At 74.0% G+C, this 20888-nt stretch carries 19 protein-coding genes; 10 read left to right on the plus strand and 9 right to left on the minus strand.

Features of this window, described 5'->3' with window-relative positions; translation table 11 throughout:
- Positions 1–59 precede the first annotated feature (59 nt).
- Complete coding sequence (locus J0670_RS06795) at positions 60–494, minus strand: MarR family winged helix-turn-helix transcriptional regulator (protein ID WP_045692358.1); 435 nt, start codon at positions 492–494, stop codon at positions 60–62.
- Between the two features lie 122 nt (positions 495–616).
- Here J0670_RS06795 and J0670_RS06800 point away from each other — a divergent pair, with 122 nt between their 5' ends.
- Together J0670_RS06800 and J0670_RS06805 are read left to right on the plus strand one after the other, a co-directional pair.
- Positions 617–1024: a VOC family protein gene (locus J0670_RS06800; RefSeq protein ID WP_207810475.1), complete on the plus strand. Its 408-nt coding sequence runs from the start codon at positions 617–619 to the stop codon at positions 1022–1024.
- 302 nt (positions 1025–1326) lie between these two features.
- Entirely contained in the window at positions 1327–2157 is an 831-nt protein-coding gene (locus J0670_RS06805; RefSeq protein WP_207810476.1) for an MHYT domain-containing protein, read from the plus strand.
- Positions 2158–2252: 95 nt separating this feature from the next.
- Here J0670_RS06805 and J0670_RS06810 read toward each other — a convergent pair whose 3' ends face one another.
- Both J0670_RS06810 and J0670_RS06815 read right to left on the minus strand, forming a co-directional pair.
- On the minus strand, positions 2253–3965 hold the full coding sequence (locus tag J0670_RS06810; RefSeq protein ID WP_207810477.1) for a hydrogenase maturation protein: 1713 nt from the start codon (positions 3963–3965) through the stop codon (positions 2253–2255).
- A 174-nt stretch (positions 3966–4139) separates the two neighbouring features.
- Entirely contained in the window at positions 4140–5063 is a 924-nt protein-coding gene (locus tag J0670_RS06815; protein WP_207810478.1) for a DUF4231 domain-containing protein, read from the minus strand.
- 129 nt (positions 5064–5192) lie between these two features.
- On the opposite strand from J0670_RS06815, the gene J0670_RS06820 reads away from it, so the two are divergent.
- Positions 5193–5642: a VOC family protein gene (locus J0670_RS06820; protein WP_207810479.1), complete on the plus strand. Its 450-nt coding sequence runs from the start codon at positions 5193–5195 to the stop codon at positions 5640–5642.
- A gap of 170 nt (positions 5643–5812) precedes the next feature.
- Here the strand turns inward: J0670_RS06820 and J0670_RS06825 are convergent, their stop codons facing one another.
- Positions 5813–6001, minus strand: coding sequence for a type II toxin-antitoxin system VapB family antitoxin (locus tag J0670_RS06825; protein WP_207810480.1), 189 nt, complete (start codon positions 5999–6001; stop codon positions 5813–5815).
- A 96-nt stretch (positions 6002–6097) separates the two neighbouring features.
- Entirely contained in the window at positions 6098–7558 is a 1461-nt protein-coding gene (locus J0670_RS06830; RefSeq protein WP_207810481.1) for an NCS2 family permease, read from the minus strand.
- 164 nt (positions 7559–7722) lie between these two features.
- On the opposite strand from J0670_RS06830, the gene J0670_RS06835 reads away from it, so the two are divergent.
- Together J0670_RS06835 and J0670_RS06840 are read left to right on the plus strand one after the other, a co-directional pair.
- A complete protein-coding gene (locus tag J0670_RS06835; RefSeq protein ID WP_207810482.1) occupies positions 7723–8025 on the plus strand; it encodes a DUF2530 domain-containing protein in 303 nt (100 codons plus the stop codon).
- A 53-nt stretch (positions 8026–8078) separates the two neighbouring features.
- Positions 8079–10541, plus strand: coding sequence for an HAD-IC family P-type ATPase (locus J0670_RS06840; protein ID WP_207810483.1), 2463 nt, complete (start codon positions 8079–8081; stop codon positions 10539–10541).
- 67 nt (positions 10542–10608) lie between these two features.
- Here J0670_RS06840 and J0670_RS06845 read toward each other — a convergent pair whose 3' ends face one another.
- Both J0670_RS06845 and J0670_RS06850 read right to left on the minus strand, forming a co-directional pair.
- Positions 10609–13905, minus strand: a complete 3297-nt coding sequence (locus J0670_RS06845) for a sacsin N-terminal ATP-binding-like domain-containing protein (protein WP_307806414.1) — start codon at positions 13903–13905, stop codon at positions 10609–10611.
- 211 nt (positions 13906–14116) lie between these two features.
- Positions 14117–14998, minus strand: coding sequence for a DUF3027 domain-containing protein (locus J0670_RS06850; protein WP_207810490.1), 882 nt, complete (start codon positions 14996–14998; stop codon positions 14117–14119).
- A 579-nt stretch (positions 14999–15577) separates the two neighbouring features.
- On the opposite strand from J0670_RS06850, the gene J0670_RS06855 reads away from it, so the two are divergent.
- The 4 genes from J0670_RS06855 to J0670_RS06870 all read left to right on the plus strand — a co-directional run bounded on the left by J0670_RS06855 (position 15578) and on the right by J0670_RS06870 (position 19211).
- A complete protein-coding gene (locus J0670_RS06855; RefSeq protein ID WP_207810491.1) occupies positions 15578–16960 on the plus strand; it encodes an MFS transporter in 1383 nt (460 codons plus the stop codon).
- 116 nt (positions 16961–17076) lie between these two features.
- Positions 17077–17607 (plus strand): hypothetical protein, encoded by a 531-nt coding sequence (locus tag J0670_RS06860; RefSeq protein WP_207810484.1) that lies wholly within the window; start codon positions 17077–17079, stop codon positions 17605–17607.
- Positions 17608–17617: 10 nt separating this feature from the next.
- Entirely contained in the window at positions 17618–18364 is a 747-nt protein-coding gene (locus J0670_RS06865) for a futalosine hydrolase (protein ID WP_207810485.1), read from the plus strand.
- Positions 18357–19211 carry a 1,4-dihydroxy-6-naphthoate synthase gene (locus J0670_RS06870; RefSeq protein WP_207810486.1) on the plus strand — a complete coding sequence of 285 codons (855 nt, stop codon included), beginning with the start codon at positions 18357–18359 and terminating at the stop codon, positions 19209–19211. Before J0670_RS06865 ends, J0670_RS06870 begins: the two co-directional genes overlap by 8 nt.
- An 18-nt stretch (positions 19212–19229) precedes the next feature.
- On the opposite strand, the gene J0670_RS39845 is transcribed toward J0670_RS06870, so the two are convergent.
- The gene (locus tag J0670_RS39845; protein ID WP_030057101.1) at positions 19230–19613 is read right to left on the minus strand and encodes a cold-shock protein; all 384 of its coding nucleotides are present in this window, start codon (positions 19611–19613) and stop codon (positions 19230–19232) included.
- Positions 19614–20092: 479 nt separating this feature from the next.
- On the opposite strand from J0670_RS39845, the gene J0670_RS06880 reads away from it, so the two are divergent.
- Positions 20093–20329, plus strand: a complete 237-nt coding sequence (locus J0670_RS06880) for a hypothetical protein (RefSeq protein ID WP_207810487.1) — start codon at positions 20093–20095, stop codon at positions 20327–20329.
- Here J0670_RS06880 and J0670_RS06885 read toward each other — a convergent pair.
- Positions 20326–20888, minus strand: a 563-nt coding sequence (locus tag J0670_RS06885) for an HAD family hydrolase (protein ID WP_207810488.1), incomplete at its 5' end; no start/stop codon positions are given. The genes J0670_RS06880 and J0670_RS06885 overlap by 4 nt on opposite strands.

Below are 20888 nucleotides of genomic sequence, written 5' to 3' on the forward strand. Positions count from 1 at the left end.
CTTGTTCTCCCGGCGGCCGGCCGGGGTCGGTGTGCCTTGAGGTGTACGAACGGTGCGGGCTACAGGTGGGCGAGCTTGTAGAGCACGGGCGCGGCCTCGCGGAGGACGGCCCACTCCTCCTCGTCGAGCCCTTGGGCGAGCTCGGCGAGCCAGACGTTTCGGCGCCGACGGCTCTCCGCGAGGATCGCCTCGGCCTGCTCGGTGCTGCTGACGACCACCTGGCGGCGGTCCTCGGGGTGCGGCTCCCGCCGCACCAGCCCCTTCTCCTCCAGCATCGCGACGATCCTGGTCATCGAAGGAGGCTGCACGTGCTCCTTCCGGGCGAGCTCACCCGGCGTCGCCTTCCCGCACCGGGCGAGGGTGCCCAGCACTCCCATCTCGGTGGGACTCAGCGACTCTTCCACCCGCTGGTGTTTGAGTCGTCGGGAGAGGCGCATCGTGGACGATCGCAGCTGAGAGATCGCTGCGAGGTCCTGCTCGGACATCTCGGGCATCTCTTTAGCTTACGTCATTACTCTCGCTAAGGAAAAACGGGTTCCCGCCGCGCCGGAAGATCGACCCGGTGCCATATTGGGTCTTGGATCACCGTTCGCGACTCCAGGAAGGGCGACCAGCCATGTCCGACCTCGCCTCCGAACAGCTCGCGCCCGACGACACCGGCTTCGCCCGGCTCGCCATGGTCACCATCGACTGCGCCGACCCGGTCGCGCTGGCCTCCTTCTACGGCGAGCTGCTCGGCTGGGAGACCCGGCACGTGGACGAGAACTTCGCGATCCTGGACAACCCCGAGGGCGGCAGCCCGCTGGGCTTCGGCCGGGTGACGCACTACCGCCCGGAGCCGTGGACCGAGCCGGACGGCAGCAAGCACTTCCACCTCGACTTCTACGTCGACGACCTGGACGAGGCCACCGCGAAGGCCCTCGCGCTCGGCGCGACCGAGCCCGCCTACCAGCACGGCCGCACCCTCAGGGTGCTGATCGACCCGGCGGGCCACCCGTTCGGGCTGGCCCCCCTGGAGCAGTGACGCGTCGAGCGGCAGCCCACCGGCGGGCCGTGCGCAGGCGGTGTCAGGGCTTGGTGCCAAGATCATGCAGGCCGCGTAAAGATCCCCGCTGACCAGGCATTTCACGAAAAACACGAACATTGTGCGACCGCCGGGCAGTGGCTACTGTCCCCGTTGTCAGGGGCACCACATGCCAGGTCTCCCCTCGGCGGAGCCCCCACCGCGCCCACGCCCGCACGCGTTCCACGATCCGCCCGTACCGCGGGCCCCGCCTCCGCCCGAGCCCTGGCGCCCCATCCCCCGCATCCGTCCAGGGAGCTCTCTTGGGTGAGATCCATCATGCCGACCACGGCTGGGTGACACCGGCGGTCTCGTACTTCGTCGCCTGCCTCGGTGCCTTCGTCGCCCTGCGCAGCGCCCGTTGGGCACTCGTCTCGCAGGGCCGCACCCGGGTGGCCTGGCTGCTCTTCGCCTCGACCTCGCTCGGCGCCGGGATCTGGTCCATGCACTTCATCGCGATGCTCGGCTTCTCCGTCACCGGCGTCGAGATCAGCTACCAGCCCGTACTGACCGTGCTCAGCCTGCTGGTCGCCGTCGCGGTGGTCGGCGTCGGGCTGTTCACCGTCGGGTACTGGCGGCGCCGCCCCGTGCTGTCACTGCTGGTCGGCGGGCTGACCACCGGGCTCGGCGTCGCCGCGATGCACTACCTGGGCATGGCGGCCATGGTGCTGCCCGGCCGGCTCGGGTACGACCACCTCACGGTGGCGCTGTCCGTCGCCATCGCGGTGATCGCGGCGACGGCCGCGCTCTGGGCCGCGCTGAACATCCGGGGCACCCTCGCCGTGCTGGCGGCCGCGCCGGTGATGGGCGTGGCCGTCTGCGCGATGCACTACACCGGCATGGCGGCGCTGTCGGTCCGACTGGACTTCTCGCACTCCACCCAGGGCGGTGTGATGGCGCTCCAGTTCATCTTCCCGCTCGGGGTCGGACTCGGCTGCTACGTGTTCTTCGGCTCGCTGGCCTTCGCCGTCTCGCCGAGCCGGGGCACCCCGCAGCCGCTGCTGGTCGGCCCCGCGGCCCCGCTGCCGGCGCGCGCCACCCGCACGGCTCGCACCGCCTGCACGGCCCGCACCGCTCCGAGTGCGCGGAACTAGGGCGACAGGAACGGACGTCCGGCCGGGCCCCCCACCCCGGCCGGACGTCGATCCCACCCCGGCCGTCTCACCCCGGCCGTCTCACCCCGGCCGTTTCACTCCGGCTGTCCGAGCAGCCCGGTCAGGTGCTCCGGCGTGGCCACCGGGCAGGCCTTGCGCACGAAGTCCCGCCGCAGCGCGTGGTACGGCTCGCCCGCCCGGTAGAAGTTGGCGTGCATCCAGCGCAGTTCCTCCGCCCGGTACGCGGCCAGCGGCTTCGCCTCCTCGTCCTCGGCCCGGCGGCGCTTCTTGTCCACCAGCCGCCCGGTGAGCTCCGGCGAGGCGGCCAGCCCGGCGGCCTCCCGGGCCACCCAGCGGCGGAACCCGTCGGCGTCCCCGCCGGCCGTACGGTCCACCAGGCCGATCCGGTGGGCGTGTTCGGCGCCGACCGGCAGCGCCTCGGCGGTGAGCCGCTCGGCCCGCTCGGCGCCGACCCGGCGCGGCAGGGTGTACGTCCAGTACTCGGAGCCGTACAGGCCCATCAGCCGGTAGTGCGGGTTGAGCACCGCCGACTCCCGGCACCACACCTCGTCGGCGGCGAGCGCCAGCATCAGGCCTCCGGCCGCCGCGTTCCCGGCCAGCGCGGCGACGGTCAGCTTGTCGCCGGTGGTCAGGACCGCCTCGACCAGGTCGTCCATCGCGTTGATGTTCTCCCAGGACTCCAGCGCCGGGAAGGCCGCGCCCTCGATGACGTTGAGGTGGATCCCGTTGGAGTAGAAGTCCCGGGGCGCGCCGAGCACCAGCACCGAGGTGGGCCGGTCGGCCGCCTCCCGGTACGCGGCGAGCAGGCGGCGGCACTGCTCGGTGCCCATCGCCCCGCCCGCGTAGGCGAATTCGAGGAAGCCGACGTCGCCCTCCTCGCGGTAGCGCAGTTCCGACCAGGTGTCCCGGCCGGCGGCGTCGGCCGGGGTCACCGGCACCTCGCGGACCCGGTGCAGCTCGTCGGCGAGCACCGTGGCGGCCGGCAGTTTGAAGGGGGTGGGCCCGCCGGGGGTGCGGCGCGGGCGCAGCTGCGGGATCCAGACCGCGCCGTCCACGGTGGCCCGGCAGATCGCGCCGTCCCGGGTCGCGAGGACGGCACCGGGCTCCGGGCCGCGCAGCCGGTCCTCGGGGTGTCCGCCGTGCAGGAAGAACTCGCGCCCGTACAGCTCGTCCAGCACGCCGGGCTGGGAGTCGGCGGCGCGCAGCTTGCGCAGCACGGTGGCGGTGTCGTCGTGCGCCCAGTCGATCCGGCGTGCCTCCTGGCGCAGGAGGGGCCGCAGTTCGCCGCGCACGTCCGGGCGGCCGTAGTCCAGCGGCTCGGGGGTGAACAGCCCGCCCTGGTAGCGCTGGACGGCCAGCAGCACGGCCTCGACGGCGGCGTCGGCGACCTCGCCCCGGTACAGCTCGCTCTTGCCCCGCTCGGGGACGGGGAACTCCACGCAGGCCCAGATGTCGCCCGCGTCCATCTCCTCGACGGCCTGCAGCACGGTGACGCCCCAGTGCCGCGCGCCCTCGGTGATCGCCCAGTCGAGCGAGGACGGGCCCCGGTCGCCCTTCGGGCCCGGGTGCACGATCAGGACCGTCCGGGTGGACCAGATGTCCGCCGGGACGGCCCTGGTGAGCATCGGGCAGATGATCAGTTCGGGATCGACGCGGTCCACCGCCGCCCTCATCTGCTCGTCGCCGAGCGCGAGTTGGACGGCGACCTGGTGGCCGCGCTGACGCAGCTCGGTGTGGACGCGCTGGGTCAGGCTGTTGAACGCGGTGGCGATCAGGAGAATGCGCAAGGGGGCCTCCGGCAGGGACTTCGGGTCGCGCGGAGGCGATGAAACCAGGGCATGGACACGTAATGATTACGTTCCGCGTCTCGGCGCCCTACCCTCACTCAGCCCCCACACCTGCGCCCCGCGCTTCGCGGTATCTCCCCAGCCTCCTCCCGGAGTTGCCCCCTCATGTGTGCTTCAGCGCGGGAACGCCCGACGGGCCCTCCAGGTGGTGTGCTCCCGGGAGACGGCGTCCTCCGCCTCGGCGGCCATCCGGGCCCACCGCGCCTCGGCGTCCGGCGCCGAGAGGTCGAGGTCGGTGAGCTGGTTGCCGACGTTCTCCAGCTCGCGCGCGGCCAGCTGGTAGGCGGCGGCCAGCGGGCGGAGCTGCTTGAGCTGCGTCCAGGCGATGATCGAGGCGGCCGCGGCCGAGCTGGCGCCAAAGATGTGCACCTCCAGCGCCCCGGTGGCCTGGGCGATGGCCGCCGCCGCACCGACGATGATCAGCACCGCGATGCCGAGCCCCCAGGAGACCGCCTGGGACTCGCAGGCCTCGGCCCTGGAGCGGTACCAGGTGCGCTGGCCCTCGACCCGGGTGCGCAGGTACAGGGTGCGCCGGGCGGTCAGGCTGTCGGCCCGGGCGCGCCGCATCTCCTCGGTGATCTCGGGGACGCTGCCGGGCGGCACGATCTCCGGGTCCTCGAAGGCCCGCAGCACGTCCTCGACCTGGAGCAGGTAGCCGCGGTCGACGTCCTCCGAGTCGGCCTCGCCGTCGAAGGGCCGGGCCCGCACGCTGTACTTCCAGGCCAGCGTCTTGACCGACTCGGCCGCCGCCCGCGCCTCGTACCAGCGGCCCTGCGGGTTGCCGCGGCGCAGCCGGGACCAGAAGTAGCCGGCGATCAGGAACGCGGCCACCGAGAACAGTGGCGCGATGTCGCTGTCGCCCTTGTGGTCCGGGCCCGGGAGCGACCCGATCAGCGCCGCGATCACCAGCATCGCGATCAGTCCGCGGTACCAGCGCAGCGTCTCGCGCTGGCCGTCCTGCGAGGCCTTGTCGGCCCGCCAGAACAGCTCCGGCAGCAGCTGCGCCTCGACTCCCCCGGGCGGATCCTTGTACACCATCGGCCGAGCCCCCTCCCCGTCTCCGTCCAGGCAGTATGCCCGCCGCCAACTTCCCTACACAGTCGCCTTTTTGACAGCTTCGAAGCGCCCCGATTGCACCTTCGAACCGTAACCCCTATAAACAGTTACATGCCGCTGCACTGGAAGCTCGTCATCGACTGCGCCGACCCGCACCGCCAGGCCGCCTTCTGGGGCGCCGCCCTCGACTACACCGTCGAGGACCACGGCGCCCTGATCGCCCGCCTGCTCGACGCCGGCGCCGTCCCTCCGGAGGCCGTCACCGAGCTGGACGGGCGCCGCGCCTGGCGCACCCTCGCCGCCGTCCGCCACCCCGAGGACCCGTACGACCCGGCCTCGGACACCGGCCTCGGCCGCCGCATCCTCTTCCAGGCCGTCCCCGAGCCCAAGCAGGGCAAGAACCGCCTCCACCTCGACGTCCACCCCGGCCCGGCCGAGCACGACGCCACCGTCACCCGCCTCGAAGCCCTCGGCGCCACCGCCCTGCGCCACGTCGACGAGCCCGGCGGCCGATGGCTCGTCATGCAGGACCCCGAGGGCAACGAGTTCTGCGTCCACTGACCCACCCCGCGAAACGCCGAAGCCCCGCTCCCCCATCGACGGAGGAGCGGGGCTTCGCGCGACTCCGGGCGGCGCCACGGCGATCGAAGCCGTCAACTGCGGTGGCGGCGATCAGCATGTCGGCCAGGCCGACATGCTGATCAGGAAGCGCTCTCGCGTGGCGCCACCGCCTACTTGCCCGACTCGTCGAGGAGGTCGAACTCCCCGTTGGCGATGGCATCGGCGAGCTCTATCCGCCGGGCCAGCTTCACGGCCTCCCGCAACGCCGCATTGACCGTGGCGACCTTGGTGGTCGTGCCGAACAGCCGCTGCGCCTCCGCCAGGAGGTCGTCATCGAGGTCGATCGCCATTCGTGCCATGGCCGTTCCTCCCGTAGCCGACAATAAGGAATCGATACCACGAGAACGGCCCCGCGCTCCGAGGAGCGCGGGGCCGTGGGAACCCGTTGAAGAGGGTCAGAGCAGGCCGAGGGCCGGCATCAGGTAGTAGAAGGCGAAGACCGCGGCGACCGCGTAGAGCGGGGCCGGGACACTGCGGCCGCGGCCGGCGGCCAGGCGGAGGATGCAGAAGGAGATGAAGCCGAAGCCGATGCCGTTGGTGATCGAGTAGGTGAACGGCATCATCACGATGGTCAGGAAGGCCGGGACCGCGATGGTGTAGTCGGCCCAGTCGATCTCCTTGACGGAGTTCGCCAGGATCAGGAAGCCGACCGTGACCAGGGCCGGGGTGGCGGCCTGGGCGGGGACCATGGTGGCGAGCGGGGTGAGGAAGAGCGCCACCACGAAGAGCAGGCCGGTGACGATCGAGGCGAAGCCGGTGCGGGCGCCCTCGCCGACGCCGGCGGTGGACTCGACGAAGCAGGTGTTGGCGGAGGAGGAGGTCGCGCCGCCGGCCGCGGTGGCGATGCCGTCGACCATCAGGATCTTGTTGATGCCCGGCAGGTCGCCCTTCTCGTCCAGCAGGTGGGCCTCGTCGGCGACGCCGAGGATGGTGCCCATCGCGTCGAAGAAGCAGGACATCAGGACGGTGAAGACGAACAGCGCGCCGGTCAGCACGCCGACCTTCTCGAAGCCGCCGAACAGGCTGACCTTGCCGACCAGGCCGAAGTCCGGGGCGGCCACCGGGTTGCCCGGCCAGGTGGGGACGGTGAGGCCCCACTTGAGCGCCGGGACGTCGGCGACCTTGTCGATCACGACGGCGATCGCGGTGGAGACCGCGATGCTGATCAGGATGGCGCCGGGCACCTTGCGGATCAGCAGGACCAGGGTGAGCACCAGGCCGATGACGAAGATCAGCACCGGGAAGCCGAGCAGGTGGCCGTTGCCGCCGAGCTGCAGCGGGACGGTGGTGTGCGCGACGTCCGGGATGCGGCTGACGAAGCCGGAGTCGACCAGGCCGACCAGGCTGATGAACAGACCGATACCGATCGCGATGGCCTTGCGCAGGCCGAGCGGCACGGCGTTCATGACCCGCTCGCGCAGACCGGTGGCGACCAGCAGCATGATCGCGAAACCGGCCAGCACGACCATGCCCATGGCGTCCGGCCAGGTCATCTTGGGTGCGAGCTGCAGCGCGACGATGGTGTTGACGCCGAGGCCGGCCGCCAGGCCGATCGGGACGTTGCCGATCACGCCCATCAGCAGGGTGGTGAGACCCGCAGTGAGGGCGGTGGCGGTGACCAGCTGGGCACTGTCCAGGTGAGCCCCGGTCATGTCCGTGGCGCTGCCCAGGATGATCGGGTTCAGCACCAGGATGTACGCCATGGTGAAGAAGGTGGCGATACCGCCGCGGATCTCGCGCGGCACGGTGGAGCCGCGCTCGCTGATCCTGAAGAAGCGGTCCAGGGCGCCGTTGGGGGGCTTGGGCGCGGTGTCCGCGGGTTCGGGCGACTCGGTGGTCGGCTGGACCACAGGCATTCGTGCGTCCTCTGTGGGGGAGCTGAGGAGAGGGAGATCAGCCCGGGGCGACGATGGCCGGGCGTAGAGCATTAAGTATGGTTTCCGGATCGCACACGCGCTATCTTCGCGCGTAGAGCCAGCGGGGCTCCCCGGGAAACCCGCCGCACCGTACGCTTGACCCCATGCCCAAGACGCCGCTGCACCCCTCGCCCCCTCCGCTGGAGGCCAACGACGTCGCCATCGTCGGCGGCGGCACGGTGCTGTGGTTCGTCGGCTTCCTGGTCCTGCTCCCCTTCCAGGGCACCCTCTCCGAACACGGCCACGGCACCTGGCCCTGGATCTGCCTCTCCGGCGGCCTGCTCGGCCTGATCGGCCTCTGGTACTGCCGCGCCCGGCGGGACGCGATCGCTCGCAGCCGCGCCGCCGCCCAGGAAGGCAACGAGAACGACGGGAACGGCCAGGACCTGGCCACCCGGTCGGACTGAATTCGTCCGTTAGTAGCACGCATAGGACATAAGGCGCCCGTAGAGTCGGTGCCATGACGCAGCCTGCCCACCCCGCGGAAGAGCAGCCCGCCGACGGAGATCACCCGGACGGAGCACACCCGCTCGGGCTGCTGCCCGGCCGACGCGGTGGCCTGACCACCGCCGAGGTCGCCGAACGGATCGCGAACGGGCAGGTCAACGACGTTCCGGTACGGTCCAGCCGCTCCACCAAGGAGATCGTCCAGGCCAACGTCTTCACCCGCTTCAACGCGATCATCGGCGTCATGTTCGGGATCATCCTGATCGTCGGGCCGATCCAGGACGGCCTGTTCGGCCTGGTCATCGTGGCCAACACGGCGATCGGCATCATCCAGGAGCTGCGCGCCAAGAAGACCCTGGACAGCCTCGCCCTGATCGGCGAGGCCCGCCCGCAGGTCCGCCGGGACGGCGCCGTCCAACAGATCGCCGTCTCCGAGATCGTCCTCGACGACACCGTGCTGCTCGGCATCGGCGACAAGGTGATCGTGGACGGCCTGGTCACCGAGGCGGACGGCCTGGAGATCGACGAGTCGCTGCTCACCGGCGAGCCCGACCCCGTCCTCAAGCACCCCGGCGACCAGGTGATGTCCGGCAGCTTCGTGGTGGCCGGCGCGGGCGCGTTCACCGCCACCAGGGTCGGCCGCGAGGCCTACGCCGCGCAGCTGGCCGAGGAGGCCAGCAAGTTCACCCTGGTGAAGTCGGAGCTGCGCAGCGGCATCGACAGCATCCTGCGCTTCATCACCTACCTGCTGATCCCCACCGCGCTCGGTCTGATCATCAGCCAGCTGGCCGTCGAGGGCCGCGACTGGCGCGAGGCCGTCCGCCGGATGGTGGCCGGCATCGTGCCGATGGTCCCCGAGGGCCTGGTGCTGCTGACCTCGGTGGCCTTCGCGATCGGCGTGATCCGGCTGGGCCGCAAGCAGTGCCTGGTCCAGGAGCTCCCGGCGATCGAGGGCCTGGCCCGGGTGGACACCGTCTGCCTCGACAAGACCGGCACCCTCACCGAGGGCGGCATGGACGTGGTCGACCTGCGGGTGATCTCGAACGGCGAGCCCGAGCCGGTCGACAAGGAGACCATCAAGCACGCGCTCGCCGTGATGGCCGGGGCCGACGCCCGCCCCAACCCCTCCATGCAGGCCGTGATCGACGCGTACGGGCGCGGCGACGGCGCCGACGGCTCCCCGGGCGGCAACGGCTGGCGGGTGATCGAGGCGATGCCCTTCTCCTCCGCCCGCAAGTGGAGCGGCGTGCAGTTGCTGGAGCCGCAGGGCGGCGAGGCCAGCTGGCTGCTCGGCGCCCCGGACGTGCTGCTGCCCGCCGGGCACCCGGCTCTCGCCGAGGTGGACGAGCTGGGCGCCCGGGGCCTGCGGGTGCTGCTGCTGGGCCGTACGCCCGTCCCGCTGGACGCCCCCGACCCGGCCGCCGGCCTCACCCCGCTCGCCCTGGTGGTGCTCCAGCAGCGGCTGCGGGCGGACGCCGCCGACACCCTGCGCTACTTCGAGGGGCAGAACGTCCGGGCCAAGGTGATCTCCGGGGACTCCGCGGTCTCGGTCGGCGCGGTGGCCGACCACCTCGGCCTGCCCGGCGCGGACCACCCGCTGGACGCCCGCACCCTGCCCCAGGAGCCGGAGGAGCTCGCCGACACGGCCGACCGGACCAGCGTCTTCGGCCGGGTCACCCCGCAGCAGAAGCGCCAGCTGGTCGGGGCGCTCCAGTCGCGCGGCCACACCGTCGCGATGACCGGGGACGGCGTCAACGACGTGCTCGCGCTCAAGGACGCCGACATCGGCGTGGCGATGGGCACCGGCTCGGACGCCACCAAGGCCGTCGCCCAGATCGTGCTGCTCAACGACTCCTTCGCGACCCTGCCCTCGGTGGTCGCCGAGGGCCGCCGGGTGATCGGCAACATCGAGCGGGTGGCCGGGCTGTTCCTGGTCAAGACGGTCTACTCGGTGCTGCTGGCGCTGCTGGTGATCTTCACCCACTCGCCGTACCCGTTCCTGCCCCGGCACTCGACCGTGCTGTCCACCCTCACCATCGGCGTGCCGGCCTTCTTCCTGGCCCTCGCCCCCAACAACGAGCGGGCGCGCACCGGCTTCGTGAAGCGCGTCCTGCGGCTCGCCGTCCCCGGCGGCGTCATCGCCGGCACCGGCACCTTCGTCGCCTACGCGCTGGCCCGTTCCGACCACGCGACCGACCTCAAGGCCGACACCAGCGTGGCCACCCTGACGCTCTTCCTGATCGCCATCTGGGTGCTCGCCATCGTCGCCCGCCCGTACAACTGGTGGCGCCTGCTGCTGATCGGCACCATGGGCGGCGCGTTCTCCCTGGTCCTGCTGGTCCCCCCGCTGTCCGAGTTCTTCCAGCTCCGCCTGGTCGGCTGGCGCGACCCTTGGACGGGCGTCGCCATCGCGGTGGTCTGCGGCGTGCTGCTGGAGATCGGCTGGGGCTGGATGAAGCGCCGCGGCATCGAGTGACGCGGCCCGGAGCGGCCCAAGGGCCCGCCCTCGTGGGCGGGCCCTTGGCACATCCGCTCACAGCCGCTCAGCCCTCGAAGTCCCGGGCCGCCGACAGCTCGTACGCCCGGTCCGGCTCGCTGAGCGCGGCCAGCACCTCGAAGCGCCGGTGCCACTGCCCGACCGACCAGGCGAGCCCGGCCGCCAGGCCCTCCGGGGTGGCCGCGTGGAGCAGCCCGGGCACCGGCGGGACCTCGAACTCGTCGTCCTCGTCGGCGGCCTCGGCCAGCTCGGGGTCGTACGGCGGCTCGGGCGCGTCCGACTCCGGGTCCCACCGCCAGTCCACCGCGGCCTCGGCGCCGTCCGGGCCGACCACCAGCAGCTCCTCGTGCTCCTCGTACGCGACCGGGCAGCCGGGCAGCAGCTCCCGCACCACGGCCGGGACGCGGTGCAGCACGCCCTCGGACAGCACCCTGCCGCCCGCCACCTCGCTGGCCAGCGACACGTGCAGCCGCTCGGCGAGGTCGGCGGCGAGCGCCGGGGCGACGGGCAGCAGCGGGTACGGGTGCAGGAGCTGGACGAGGTCCGGGGCGTCGGCGACGACCGCCTCGGTGGAGTCCACCACCACCGTGTGGGCCGGGCGGCGCCCGGTGGCAGGGTCCAGCGGCGGCAGCGCCCGCACCACGTCCAGCGGCTCGATCCGCTCGGCGTCCACCCGGGCCAACGCGCTGTGGATGCCGTGCAGTTGACGGTGCCCGACCTCGGCGTCCGGGTCGGTGAGCCGGTCCAGGACCTCGTCCGGGCCGTGCGGTTCGGCGAGCAGCGCGGCGAGCGTGGTGCGCACCCCGAGCGCGTGCAGGAACTGCTCGTCGAGGGTGGTGCGGGCCTCGTCGTACAGGCCGCGCAGCAGCGGGTCGGCCCCGGCGGCGCGCAGCCCGGCGGGCTCGCGGCCCCCCAGCACCGGGTGGTCGCGCAGCCACCAGGCGGTGTACGGCGGCAGGTCGGCGTAGGAGCCGTCCGGCAGCAGGGTGCGCACCGGGTTGACCACGGCGTCGCGGTACGGCGGGCGGGCCAGCGCGGCGAGCGCCTCGGGCCAGGCGTCGTCGTCGACCAGGTCGAGGTCGCGGACGGCCAGCAGTTCGGCGGCCACCGGCGGGACGCCCACCGCCTCGTCGGCCTGCAGCGCCTCCAGGGCGTCCTCGGCCCAGTCGGCGAGCCCGTCGGGCGCCTCGTCCAGCAGCCCGGTGGGGTGGCCGCCGGCCGCGCGGTCGGCGGGGGCGGTGGGATCGAGCCGCTCCAGGTCGTCCGGGTCGAGCACCACGTCCTCGGCGCGCACCAGCACGAAGTCGGCCAGCACGCCGACGGCCGCGAGCACCTCCGGGCCCCAGCGCTCCAGCAGCTCGTCGTCCACCCAGCCGGCGTCCTCCTCGCGCGCGAGCGCCGCGAACGGGCTCCCCGGCAGCACGAGTTCGCCCGCGCGGGCGGGCTCGCCCTCGTCGTCGAGCAGCGCCAGCCGGGCCAGCCAGGGGTGCTCACCGGCCTCCGGGCCGGCCGCCTTCACCAGTGCCAGGACGGCTTCGGCGAGTTCGAGCGCGGCGTCGAGGTCGTCGTCGGCCAGCCCGTAGGAGCGGTCGACGGCGGCGCGCACCTCCGGGGTGTCCAGCACCCCGGCCGGGGTGGCCGTCCCGGCGCCGAGCTTGGCCAGCAGCGGGTGCGCCGCCTCGGGGTGGGCGAGCCGCAGGTCCAGCGCGGCGAGCGCCCCGGCCAGCGTCTCGGGGTAGCCGGGGAAGGCCGCCCAGTCGGCGTCCTCGGAGGGCAGCAGCACCCGCCGTGGCCCGGTGACGGTCCGCCCGTCCGCGAGCGGTACGGGCAGCGCGCCGAGTGCCTCCGGGTCGGCCGCGCCGAGCGCCGCGTACAGGTTGCGCCACCAGGCGGGCTCGCGGTCCAGGCCGCCGAGCTGGTCCACGACCTCGGCCAGCGGCACCCGGCGCACGTTCAGCACCCGCAGCTCGGTGCGGCGTTCCAGGCCGGCCGGCAGCAGCCCGGGGAAGATCGGCGCGAGCGCCTGGACCACCGAGCCGTCGGCGCCCTCCAGCAGCGTCGCGTCCCGGGGCCGCAGCGCGGGCGTGCCCTCCTCGACCGGCGCCGGGTGCGGCAGGAACGGCGTGCCGGGCAGCCGGGAGAGGACGGCCGCGCGCAGCGCGTTGTCCAGCGCGCCCTGCCCGAGCGGGCCGGGGACGAGGCCGAGCGAGCCGAGGTGGGCGCCGCGGGCGCGCAGCAGGTCGGCGTAGCTGTCGGCGGCGCGCTCGGTGAGGAAGTCGGCGAGCGGGCCGGGGGCGACGTGCCGGCGGGTGGGGTCCAGCGGGTAGGAGGCGATCAGCAGCGCGGGCAGCCCGATCGGCTCGTCGCTGGGGGTGGGCGCGTGCAGCACCGGCGCGATGTCGGGCCGCTGCGGGGTGCCGTCCTCGGCGACCGGCACGGCCCAGGTCACCGTCCAGTACGGGCGGGTGCGCTCCTCGGTGGGCCGGTCGGCGAGCAGGTCGGCGGCGAGGGTTCCGGAGGCACCGGCGGTCTGCCAGACCGTCCGCCGCGGCAGGCCGCCCGCGTCGTCGGTGACGGTGACCTCGGTGACGCCGTCCGGGCGCGGCTCGGCGGCGCTGCGGGTGAGCGTCCGGGTGCCCTCCGGGGTCTCCACCACGACCTCGGCCAGGCCCGGCAGGGTGAGCAGCAGCGCGTCGTCGATCCCGGCCAGCAGTCGGCGGGTCAGGTCCTCGGCGGCGGCGTCCCGCAGCGGCAGCACCACGACGGTGTCGTAGCCCTCGGGGGCGGGGCCCTCGGCCGCGAACGGCAGTCGCAGCAGCGGCAGGTGGCCGTCCCGGCGGCGCAGCTCCTCGGTCAGCTCGGGCTGTGCCTCGGCGAGCGCGCGGGCCTCGCCGAGCGACCAGCGCACCCCGCCCGCGGCGCCGAGCACGGCCGGCTCGTCGGTGACGGCGAGCACGGCCGCGAAGCCGACGCCGAACCGGCCGACGGCGGGCGCCTCGCCGCGCTTGGAGGAGGCGCGCAGGGTGGACAGCGACTCGACGGCGGCCGCGTCCAGCGGGGCGCCGGTGTTGGCGGCGGCCAGCACGCCGTCGGCGAGGGTGAGCCGCAGCCGGCCGGGGCCGTGCCCGGCCCGGACGGCGGCGTCGGCCGCGTTCTGCGCCAACTCGACGACCAGCCGGTCGCGGTAGCCGCCGAGCGCGAGCTCCTCCTCGGCGTTGGCGTCCTCCCGGAAGCGGGCCGGCGAGGCGACCCAGGCGTCCAGCACCCGCCGGCGCAGCGCGGCGCACCCGAACGGGTCCGCGAGGTGCTCGTCCGTGCCGCTGCCGATGATCCGAGGTTCCACTGGACCTGCCGCCTTCCGCCGCCTGTACGTCGTAGGGGCATTCTTCCCTGCCCCACCGACTGCTCCCGACCACGAGCCCTGACGGACCCTCCGTCAGGGCGGGTCGGAGGGCCGGAACGCCGGGGTCGGAACGCCGACGGCCCGCCCCGGTCGGTCACCGGGGCGGGCCGTCGAACGGCAGGCTCAGTACAGCAGGCTCAGAACCACGGGCTCAGGAGTGCCCGAGCTCCTCGGCCGGGGCGTCCGGCTCGACCGAGCCGGAGGTGCGGTCCGGGTGGAGCTGCAGCGGTTCGACCACCAGCTCGTCCAGGATCAGCTCGGACGGAGCCGGCGGCGCCGGGATGACGGCCGCCTCGGAGTGCCCGCCGCAGCCGTACGCGAAGGAGACGATCTGCCCGTCGGCCGGGCCGAACTCGTTGCCGCACACGCCGAAGGCCTGCCCGAGCGAGCCGCCGATCGGGATCAGGAAGCCGCAGCTGCCGCACGCGGCGGGCGCGGCCTGGGCCATCGCGGTCTGCGGGCCGTGGGACTTCTCCCAGCGGTCGGCGGCCAGGTGCAGGCCGAGCCGGGACAGCACCCGGCTGCGGCCCATGCCGAGCTCGTCGGCGACGGCGTTGATCTGGGCGCGGGCCGGGGCGGGCTGGACGTGCGGGTCGGTGACGACCACGTCCTCCTCCGCCGCGAGGGCGACCGCAGAGTTCGGCGCGGGCTCGTCCTCGCCGCTCCAGCCGGGCTCCAGCCGCAGGTCGTCGGCTCCGGTGGGCAGCAGGTCGCCGGGGCCCATGTCGCCGGGGCGCAGCCGCTCGCTCCACGGCACCCACTGGGGGGCCAGCACGGCGTCCGGGCCGGGCAGCAGCACGACCTCGTCCAGGGTGACGTTCTTGGCGCGCGGCGCGCGGGCGACGGTGACCGCCCAGTGCCAGCCGCGGTAGGCGGCGTCCAGGCACTCGAAGCTGTGGGTGACGACACGGTCGGCGTCCGCCTGGACACCCAGGTGCGGCCCGACCGCCTCCGGTCCCACGGCCTCCTCGGCGGCCTGGCGGGCGAGTTCGACGGCCTCGGCACAGAGCCGGTCGGGGGTACGGCTTCGCATCGCAGCACTCACGGCGTCGATTCTCTCCCAGTTCTTCTGTCGCCCACGGCGTGTTGCCCATCCCGTCGCGGCTCGGTGGTCCCTCATCCATTCTGCGCGACCGGGGACCGCCTCGGGTACCGACCGCGCCGCTCGTCCGGCCTCCCGGCGCCCCGGCGCCCGGCGGGCGGACCCTGGGGCAGGCTACCCGCCGCTCGACGCCCCGGCACAGTCCGGGGCGGAGCGGATCGTTCCGAGACCGCGCCGACCGGAGCAGAATCCTGCGTCGGTACGGCGAATCTGGGGCAGGATGGGCGTGTGGCGGACGACAACCCGTCGCAGCACGCACTGCGCGCCCCGCGGGTCGGTGGCCCCGACGAGGCGGACGCCGTGCCGCGACCGCAACCTCCCGTCCCCGCTGCGGGGGAACCGCAGTCGGTGGACGGTTTCGAGGCGCCCGGCGCCCGCGTGGACCTGGAGAAGTCCGACCTTCCCGAAGCCCTGTCCGAGGAGCTCGCCGACGAGATCGACGCGATCGACGCGATCGACGCGATCCCCGAGGAGCTCCGGGCGGAGGCCCCCGAGCCCCACCGCAACTTCCTGGTCCGCACCGCCTCCGCCGCCGGTGCCCGGACCGGCAAGGTGGTGCACGGCACCGGCCGCCGGATCCGCCGGGCCACCTCCGCCGAGGGCGCGGGCGAGTCGGGCCTCGCCAAGCTGATCGAGCTGCACGCGCTGAACTCCTTCGGCGACATGCTGATCACCATCGCGCTGGCGTCGACCATCTTCTTCTCGGTGCCCACCGGCGAGGCCCGCGGCCGGGTCGCGCTCTACCTGCTGATCACGATGGCCCCGTTCGCCCTGCTGGCCCCGGTGATCGGCCCGCTGCTGGACCGGCTGCCGCACGGCCGCCGGGCGGCCATGGCGATGTCGATGCTGGCCCGGGCGGTGCTGGCCTGGACGATGGCCGGGGTGATCTCCGGCGGCGGCATCGCGCTCTACCCGGAGGCCCTGGGCGTGCTGGTGGCGTCCAAGGCCTACGGGGTGGTGCGCAGCGTCGTGGTGCCCCGGCTGCTGCCGAGCCGGCTGTCCCTGGTGAAGGCGAACTCCCGGGTCACCCTGGCCGGGCTGCTGGCCACCGGCGTGGCGGCCGGGGTGGGCGGGCTGCTGCACCTGATCGGGCCGGGCTGGCCGCTGCGCGGCGCCTTCCTGGTGTTCGTGATCGGCACCCTGATGGCCTTCCACCTGCCGCACGAGGTCGACTCGGCGAAGGGCGAGCAGCGGGCCGTCCTGCACGCCGAGGCACCCGACGAGGCGCCCGGCGAGGTGACCGCTGAGGCGCCCGGCGAGGGCTCGCGCCTCATCCCTCAGAAGGCCGTGAAGGCCAAGCTGCGCGCGGTCGGCCCGTCGGTGGTGCTGGCGCTGCGGGCGATGTCGGCGATGAGGTGGCTGGTCGGCTTCCTGGTGTTCTTCCTGGCCTTCCTGCTGCGCAGCGAGCCGATCGGCGGTCTGCGGCCGACCGTGGCGCTGGGCGTGGTGGCGCTGGCGGCGGGGACGGGCAACGCGCTGGGCTCGGTGCTGGGCTCCTGGCTGCGCACCCGGGGCCCGGAGGCGACGGTCACGGTGATGCTGCTGCTGGCGACGGTCGTGACGGCGGCGGCCGCGCTCTGGTACGGCGTGCTGACGGTGGTTCTGGTCGCGGGGGTGGCCGGGATGGCGGCCTCGCTGGGCAAGCTGGCGCTGGACGCGCTGATCCAGCGGGACGTCCCGGAGGCGGTGCGGACCTCGGCGTTCGCGCGGTCGGAGACGCTGATGCAGCTGTCCTGGGTGGCGGGCGGCGGGGTCGGCATCCTGCTGCCGCTGGACGGGGTGCTGGGGCTCTCGGTCGCCGCCGGGGTGGTCGGCGTGATGCTGCTGTGGACGGCCCACTCGCTGCTGCGGCTGGGCCTGCGGCGGCACCCGGCCGCGCCCCGGGTGGCCTGAGAGGGCGCCGCGGGGGCCCGAGGAGCGGGGTGAGGGGGCCCGGAACGGCGGCGTGGCAACACGCGGTGGTGGACCCCCGCGTAGCGTGATCGGCCGGGCCCGGTAGATTCTGACGTATGAGCCTCAATTCCCGTGTCATCGCCGCCCTCGGCGCCGTCGTCGTGGTCGGCGCCGCCACGGTGGGCATCTCCGTCGCGAAGGCCGCCGGTCAGACCGAGCACGTCTCGCACCAGGCCACCCTGACCGTCGGCACCTCCTCGATCGTCGCGCAGCCGCTGTGCTGGAACGGCGGCAACCCGCTCAGCGAGGACCAGCAGCTGAAGTGCCAGGAGGATGCCACCAAGGCCCTGCAGGACGGCACCCTCCCGAGCTCCGACGTGCGCGCGAGCGACCGGGTCGGCGTCGGCGTCAGCCCGAACGTGGCCGACACCGGCTGGTGGGCGTTCACCAACGGCGGCTCGACCGGCCAGGGCGGCCGTTTCAGCCTGTTCTCGTACGCCAAGGGCCCGACCTGGTCGGGTGCCCAGCCGGCCACCAAGCTGCTGAACGCCAGCGGCAAGACGCTGGTCACCGTGGTCGAGGCCGACCAGAACTCGGACAACCCGATCGCCGTCTGGTACTTCCAGCTGAACACCCAGGGCAGCTGACGGTCCCGCGATGACCGCGCACGTCGCCGACGCGCACCCCGAGCAGTCGGGCCCCGAGCGGGCCCGGCTGCTCGTCGTCGTCGCGGTGTCCGCCGAGGCCGAGGCCGTGCTGCGCGGCCTGCCGGGCGGGGCGGACGCCCTGCCGCTGCCGGGTGGCACGCTGCACCGGTCGGCGGGCGCGCCCGTGGACGTGCTGGCCGCCGGGGTCGGCCCTGCGGCGGCCGCCGCGGCCGCCGCCGCCGCGCTCGCGGCGCACCCGTACGGTCTGGTCGCCTCGGCCGGGATCGCCGGCGGCTTCGCCCCGCTCGCCCCGGTCGGCGCCACCGTGGTGGCCGACGCGATCGTGGCCGCCGACCTCGGCGCCGAGACCCCCGAGGGCTTCGCCGACGTCACCGAGCTGGGCTTCGGCACCGTCCGGCACACCCCTCCCCCGGCCGCCGTGGCCCTGGCCGCCGAGGCCCTGGGGGCCGTGACCGGCCCGGTGCTGACCGTCTCCACCGTCACCGGCGGCGCCGAGCGGGCCGCCGCGCTGACCGCCCGCCACCCGGGCGCCGCGGCCGAGGCGATGGAGGGCTTCGGCGTGGCCGAGGCCGCCGCCCGGTACGGCGTGCCGGCCTTCGAGCTGCGCACCGTGTCCAACCCGGTGGGCCCGCGCGACCGGGCCGCCTGGCGGATCGGCGAGGCGCTGGCCGCCCTGGAGCGGGCCTTCGCCGCGCTGCCCGTCCACGAACTGATCGAGGAGGCCGGCCGTGGCTGAACGGCTGAGCATCGCGTACTCGCCCTGCCCGAACGACACCTTCGTCTTCCACGCCTGGGCGCACGGCCTGGTGCCCGGGGCGGACGCCCCCGAGGTGACCTTCGCCGACATCGACATCACCAACGGCCAGGCCGAGCGCGGCGAGCTGGACGTGCTGAAGATCAGCTACGGCGCGCTGCCCTGGGTCCTGGAGGAGTACGCGCTGCTGCCCTGCGGCGGCGCGCTCGGGCGCGGCTGCGGCCCGCTGGTGCTCACCCGGCCGGGCGTGGGCTCCCCCGCGGACCTCGCCGGGAGGACCGTCGCGGTGCCCTCCGAGCGCTCCACCGCCTACCTGCTGTTCCGGCTCTGGGCCGCCAAGGCGGTGCCGGGCGGCTTCGGCGAGATCGTCGTCCTGCCGTTCCACGAGATCATGCCCGCCGTCCGGGACGGCCGGGTGGACGCCGGCCTGGTGATCCACGAGGCCCGGTTCACGTACCAGCAGTACGGCCTGCACAGCCTGGCCGACATGGGCGAGGCCTGGGAGCGGGAGACCGGCCTGCCGATCCCGCTCGGCGCGATCGTCGCCCGGCGCTCGCTGGGCGCCGAGCGGCTGCGCGAGCTCGCCGGGACGATCCGCGCCTCCGTCCGGCAGGCCTGGGCGGACCCTGCGGCCAGCCGCGAGTACGTGCTGGCACACGCCCAGGAGATGGACCCGGCCGTCGCCGACCAGCACATCGGGCTGTACGTGAACGAGTTCACCGCCGACCTCGGCGAGGAGGGCTACGAGGCCGTCCGCACGCTGCTCACCCGGGCCGCCGCGGAGGGGCTGGTGCCCCCGCTCGACCCGGGTGCGCTCGCGTTCGCCTAGCCGGTGCCCCGTCGGCCGTCAGACGTCGAACTGGTCGGCCACCGCGCGCAGCAGGCCGGCCAGCTTCTGGCCGGTCGGCTTGGCCGGGTAGCGGCCGCGCTGGAGGCCGGGCAGCACCGCGTCCAGGGTGGTGATCAGGTCCTGGACGATCGGCGCCATGTCGTCGGCGCTCCGGCGCTGGGCGGCGGCCACCGACGGCAGCGCGTCCAGCAGCTGCACGCCCATCGCCTGGTCCCCGCGGTGCCCGGCGACCACGCCGAACTCGACCCGCTGGCCCGGCTTCAGCACGGTGACACCGGCGGGCAGCGCCTTGGTGTGGACGAAGACGTCGCCACCGTCGTCGCGCGACAGGAAGCCGAAGCCCTTCGTCTCGTTGAACCACTTGACCTGGCCGGTGGGCATCTCGAACAGTCCTCGAATGGGTGTGAGGGATCCCGGCCCGGGCCGGGGATCACTGGGTGGTGGTGGGAGAAAAACGGCCGACCTCGGCTCGGCGCCCGCGGGCGCTCATGGTCAGCACATCGCCAGGAGCAGACTAACGGTCCGTCAACGCCTCATCCGCGTTCCGCGATGGATCCGCGTTCCGAGGCCCGTTCGGGGCGGTGGCGGCGCGCGCATCTCGCGATCACGGGCGACCCGGTACTGGCACGGCCGGGGCGCGGCTCGGCGCAGTCCATCGGCTCACACCCCCGGATCTGAGGACACGGGACGCACCTGCAAAGCGCCCCTCGGCACCCCCTGCATACCCCCGCCCAGCAGGGATCAAAACGCATCGCTCCCGGGAAACTGCGCAACGTGACCGGACCACTGCGGTGGGCGGCCCGGGCGGCCGCTCTGCCAGACTGGGAGCGCCCCAGCACAGTCCTGCGGAAGGAACCGACGTGAGCAGCCAGAGCACCGACCCCGGCGACGTCTACGTCAAGGCCGGAGCGGTCGTCTTCGGCCTCGGCGCGCTCGCCACCCTGGTCACCTTCGTCCCGCTGTTCCTGCACCTGACACCGCTGCCGACGGCCGCCTACTGGCTGAGCATGCTGATGCCGGCCGGCTTCCTGTCCGCGCTGACCGGGCTGTTCGTCAACGCCCGGGCGCAGCGCCGCCGGGTGGAGCCCCAGGCCTAGAGCTCGTCGAGGTGGGCGGCGAGCCAGTCCGGGAAGCCGGTGAGGTCCGCGAGCACCACGTCCGCCCCGGCCTCGCGCAGCTCGTCCGCGTCGTACGGGCCGGTGGCCACGGCGACGGCGAGCGCCTGCGCGTACCGGGCGCCCCGGATGTCGCCCAGGTGGTCGCCGACGTAGATGCTCGCGCCGTACTCGCGCAGCACCTCGCCCTTGGTCTCCGCCCACAGGTCTCCGGCCACCGCGTCGGCCTCCAGCCCGGCGTGCTCCAGGTGGAGGCGGGCGTTCGGCTCGTACTTGCCGGTGACCACGGCGACCCTGCCGCCCCGGGCGCGGACGGCCTCGACGGCGGCGTGCGCGCCGGGCAGGGGCACGGTCGGGGCGAAGGCGTGGTCGCGGTAGAGCTCGCGGTAGCGGTTCACCGCCCGCTGCGCCTCGTCCTCCGGGAACCAGTTGCGGATCTCGTCCAGCAGCGGCGGGCCGAGCCGGGTGACCACGAGGTCGGCGTCGATGTAGGTGCCGGTCTCGGCGGAGAGCGCCAGGTAGGTGGCGTGGATACCCGGTC

The organism is Streptomyces sp. FH025 (assembly GCF_017427025.1).
Taxonomy (GTDB): Bacteria; Actinomycetota; Actinomycetes; order Streptomycetales; family Streptomycetaceae; genus Kitasatospora.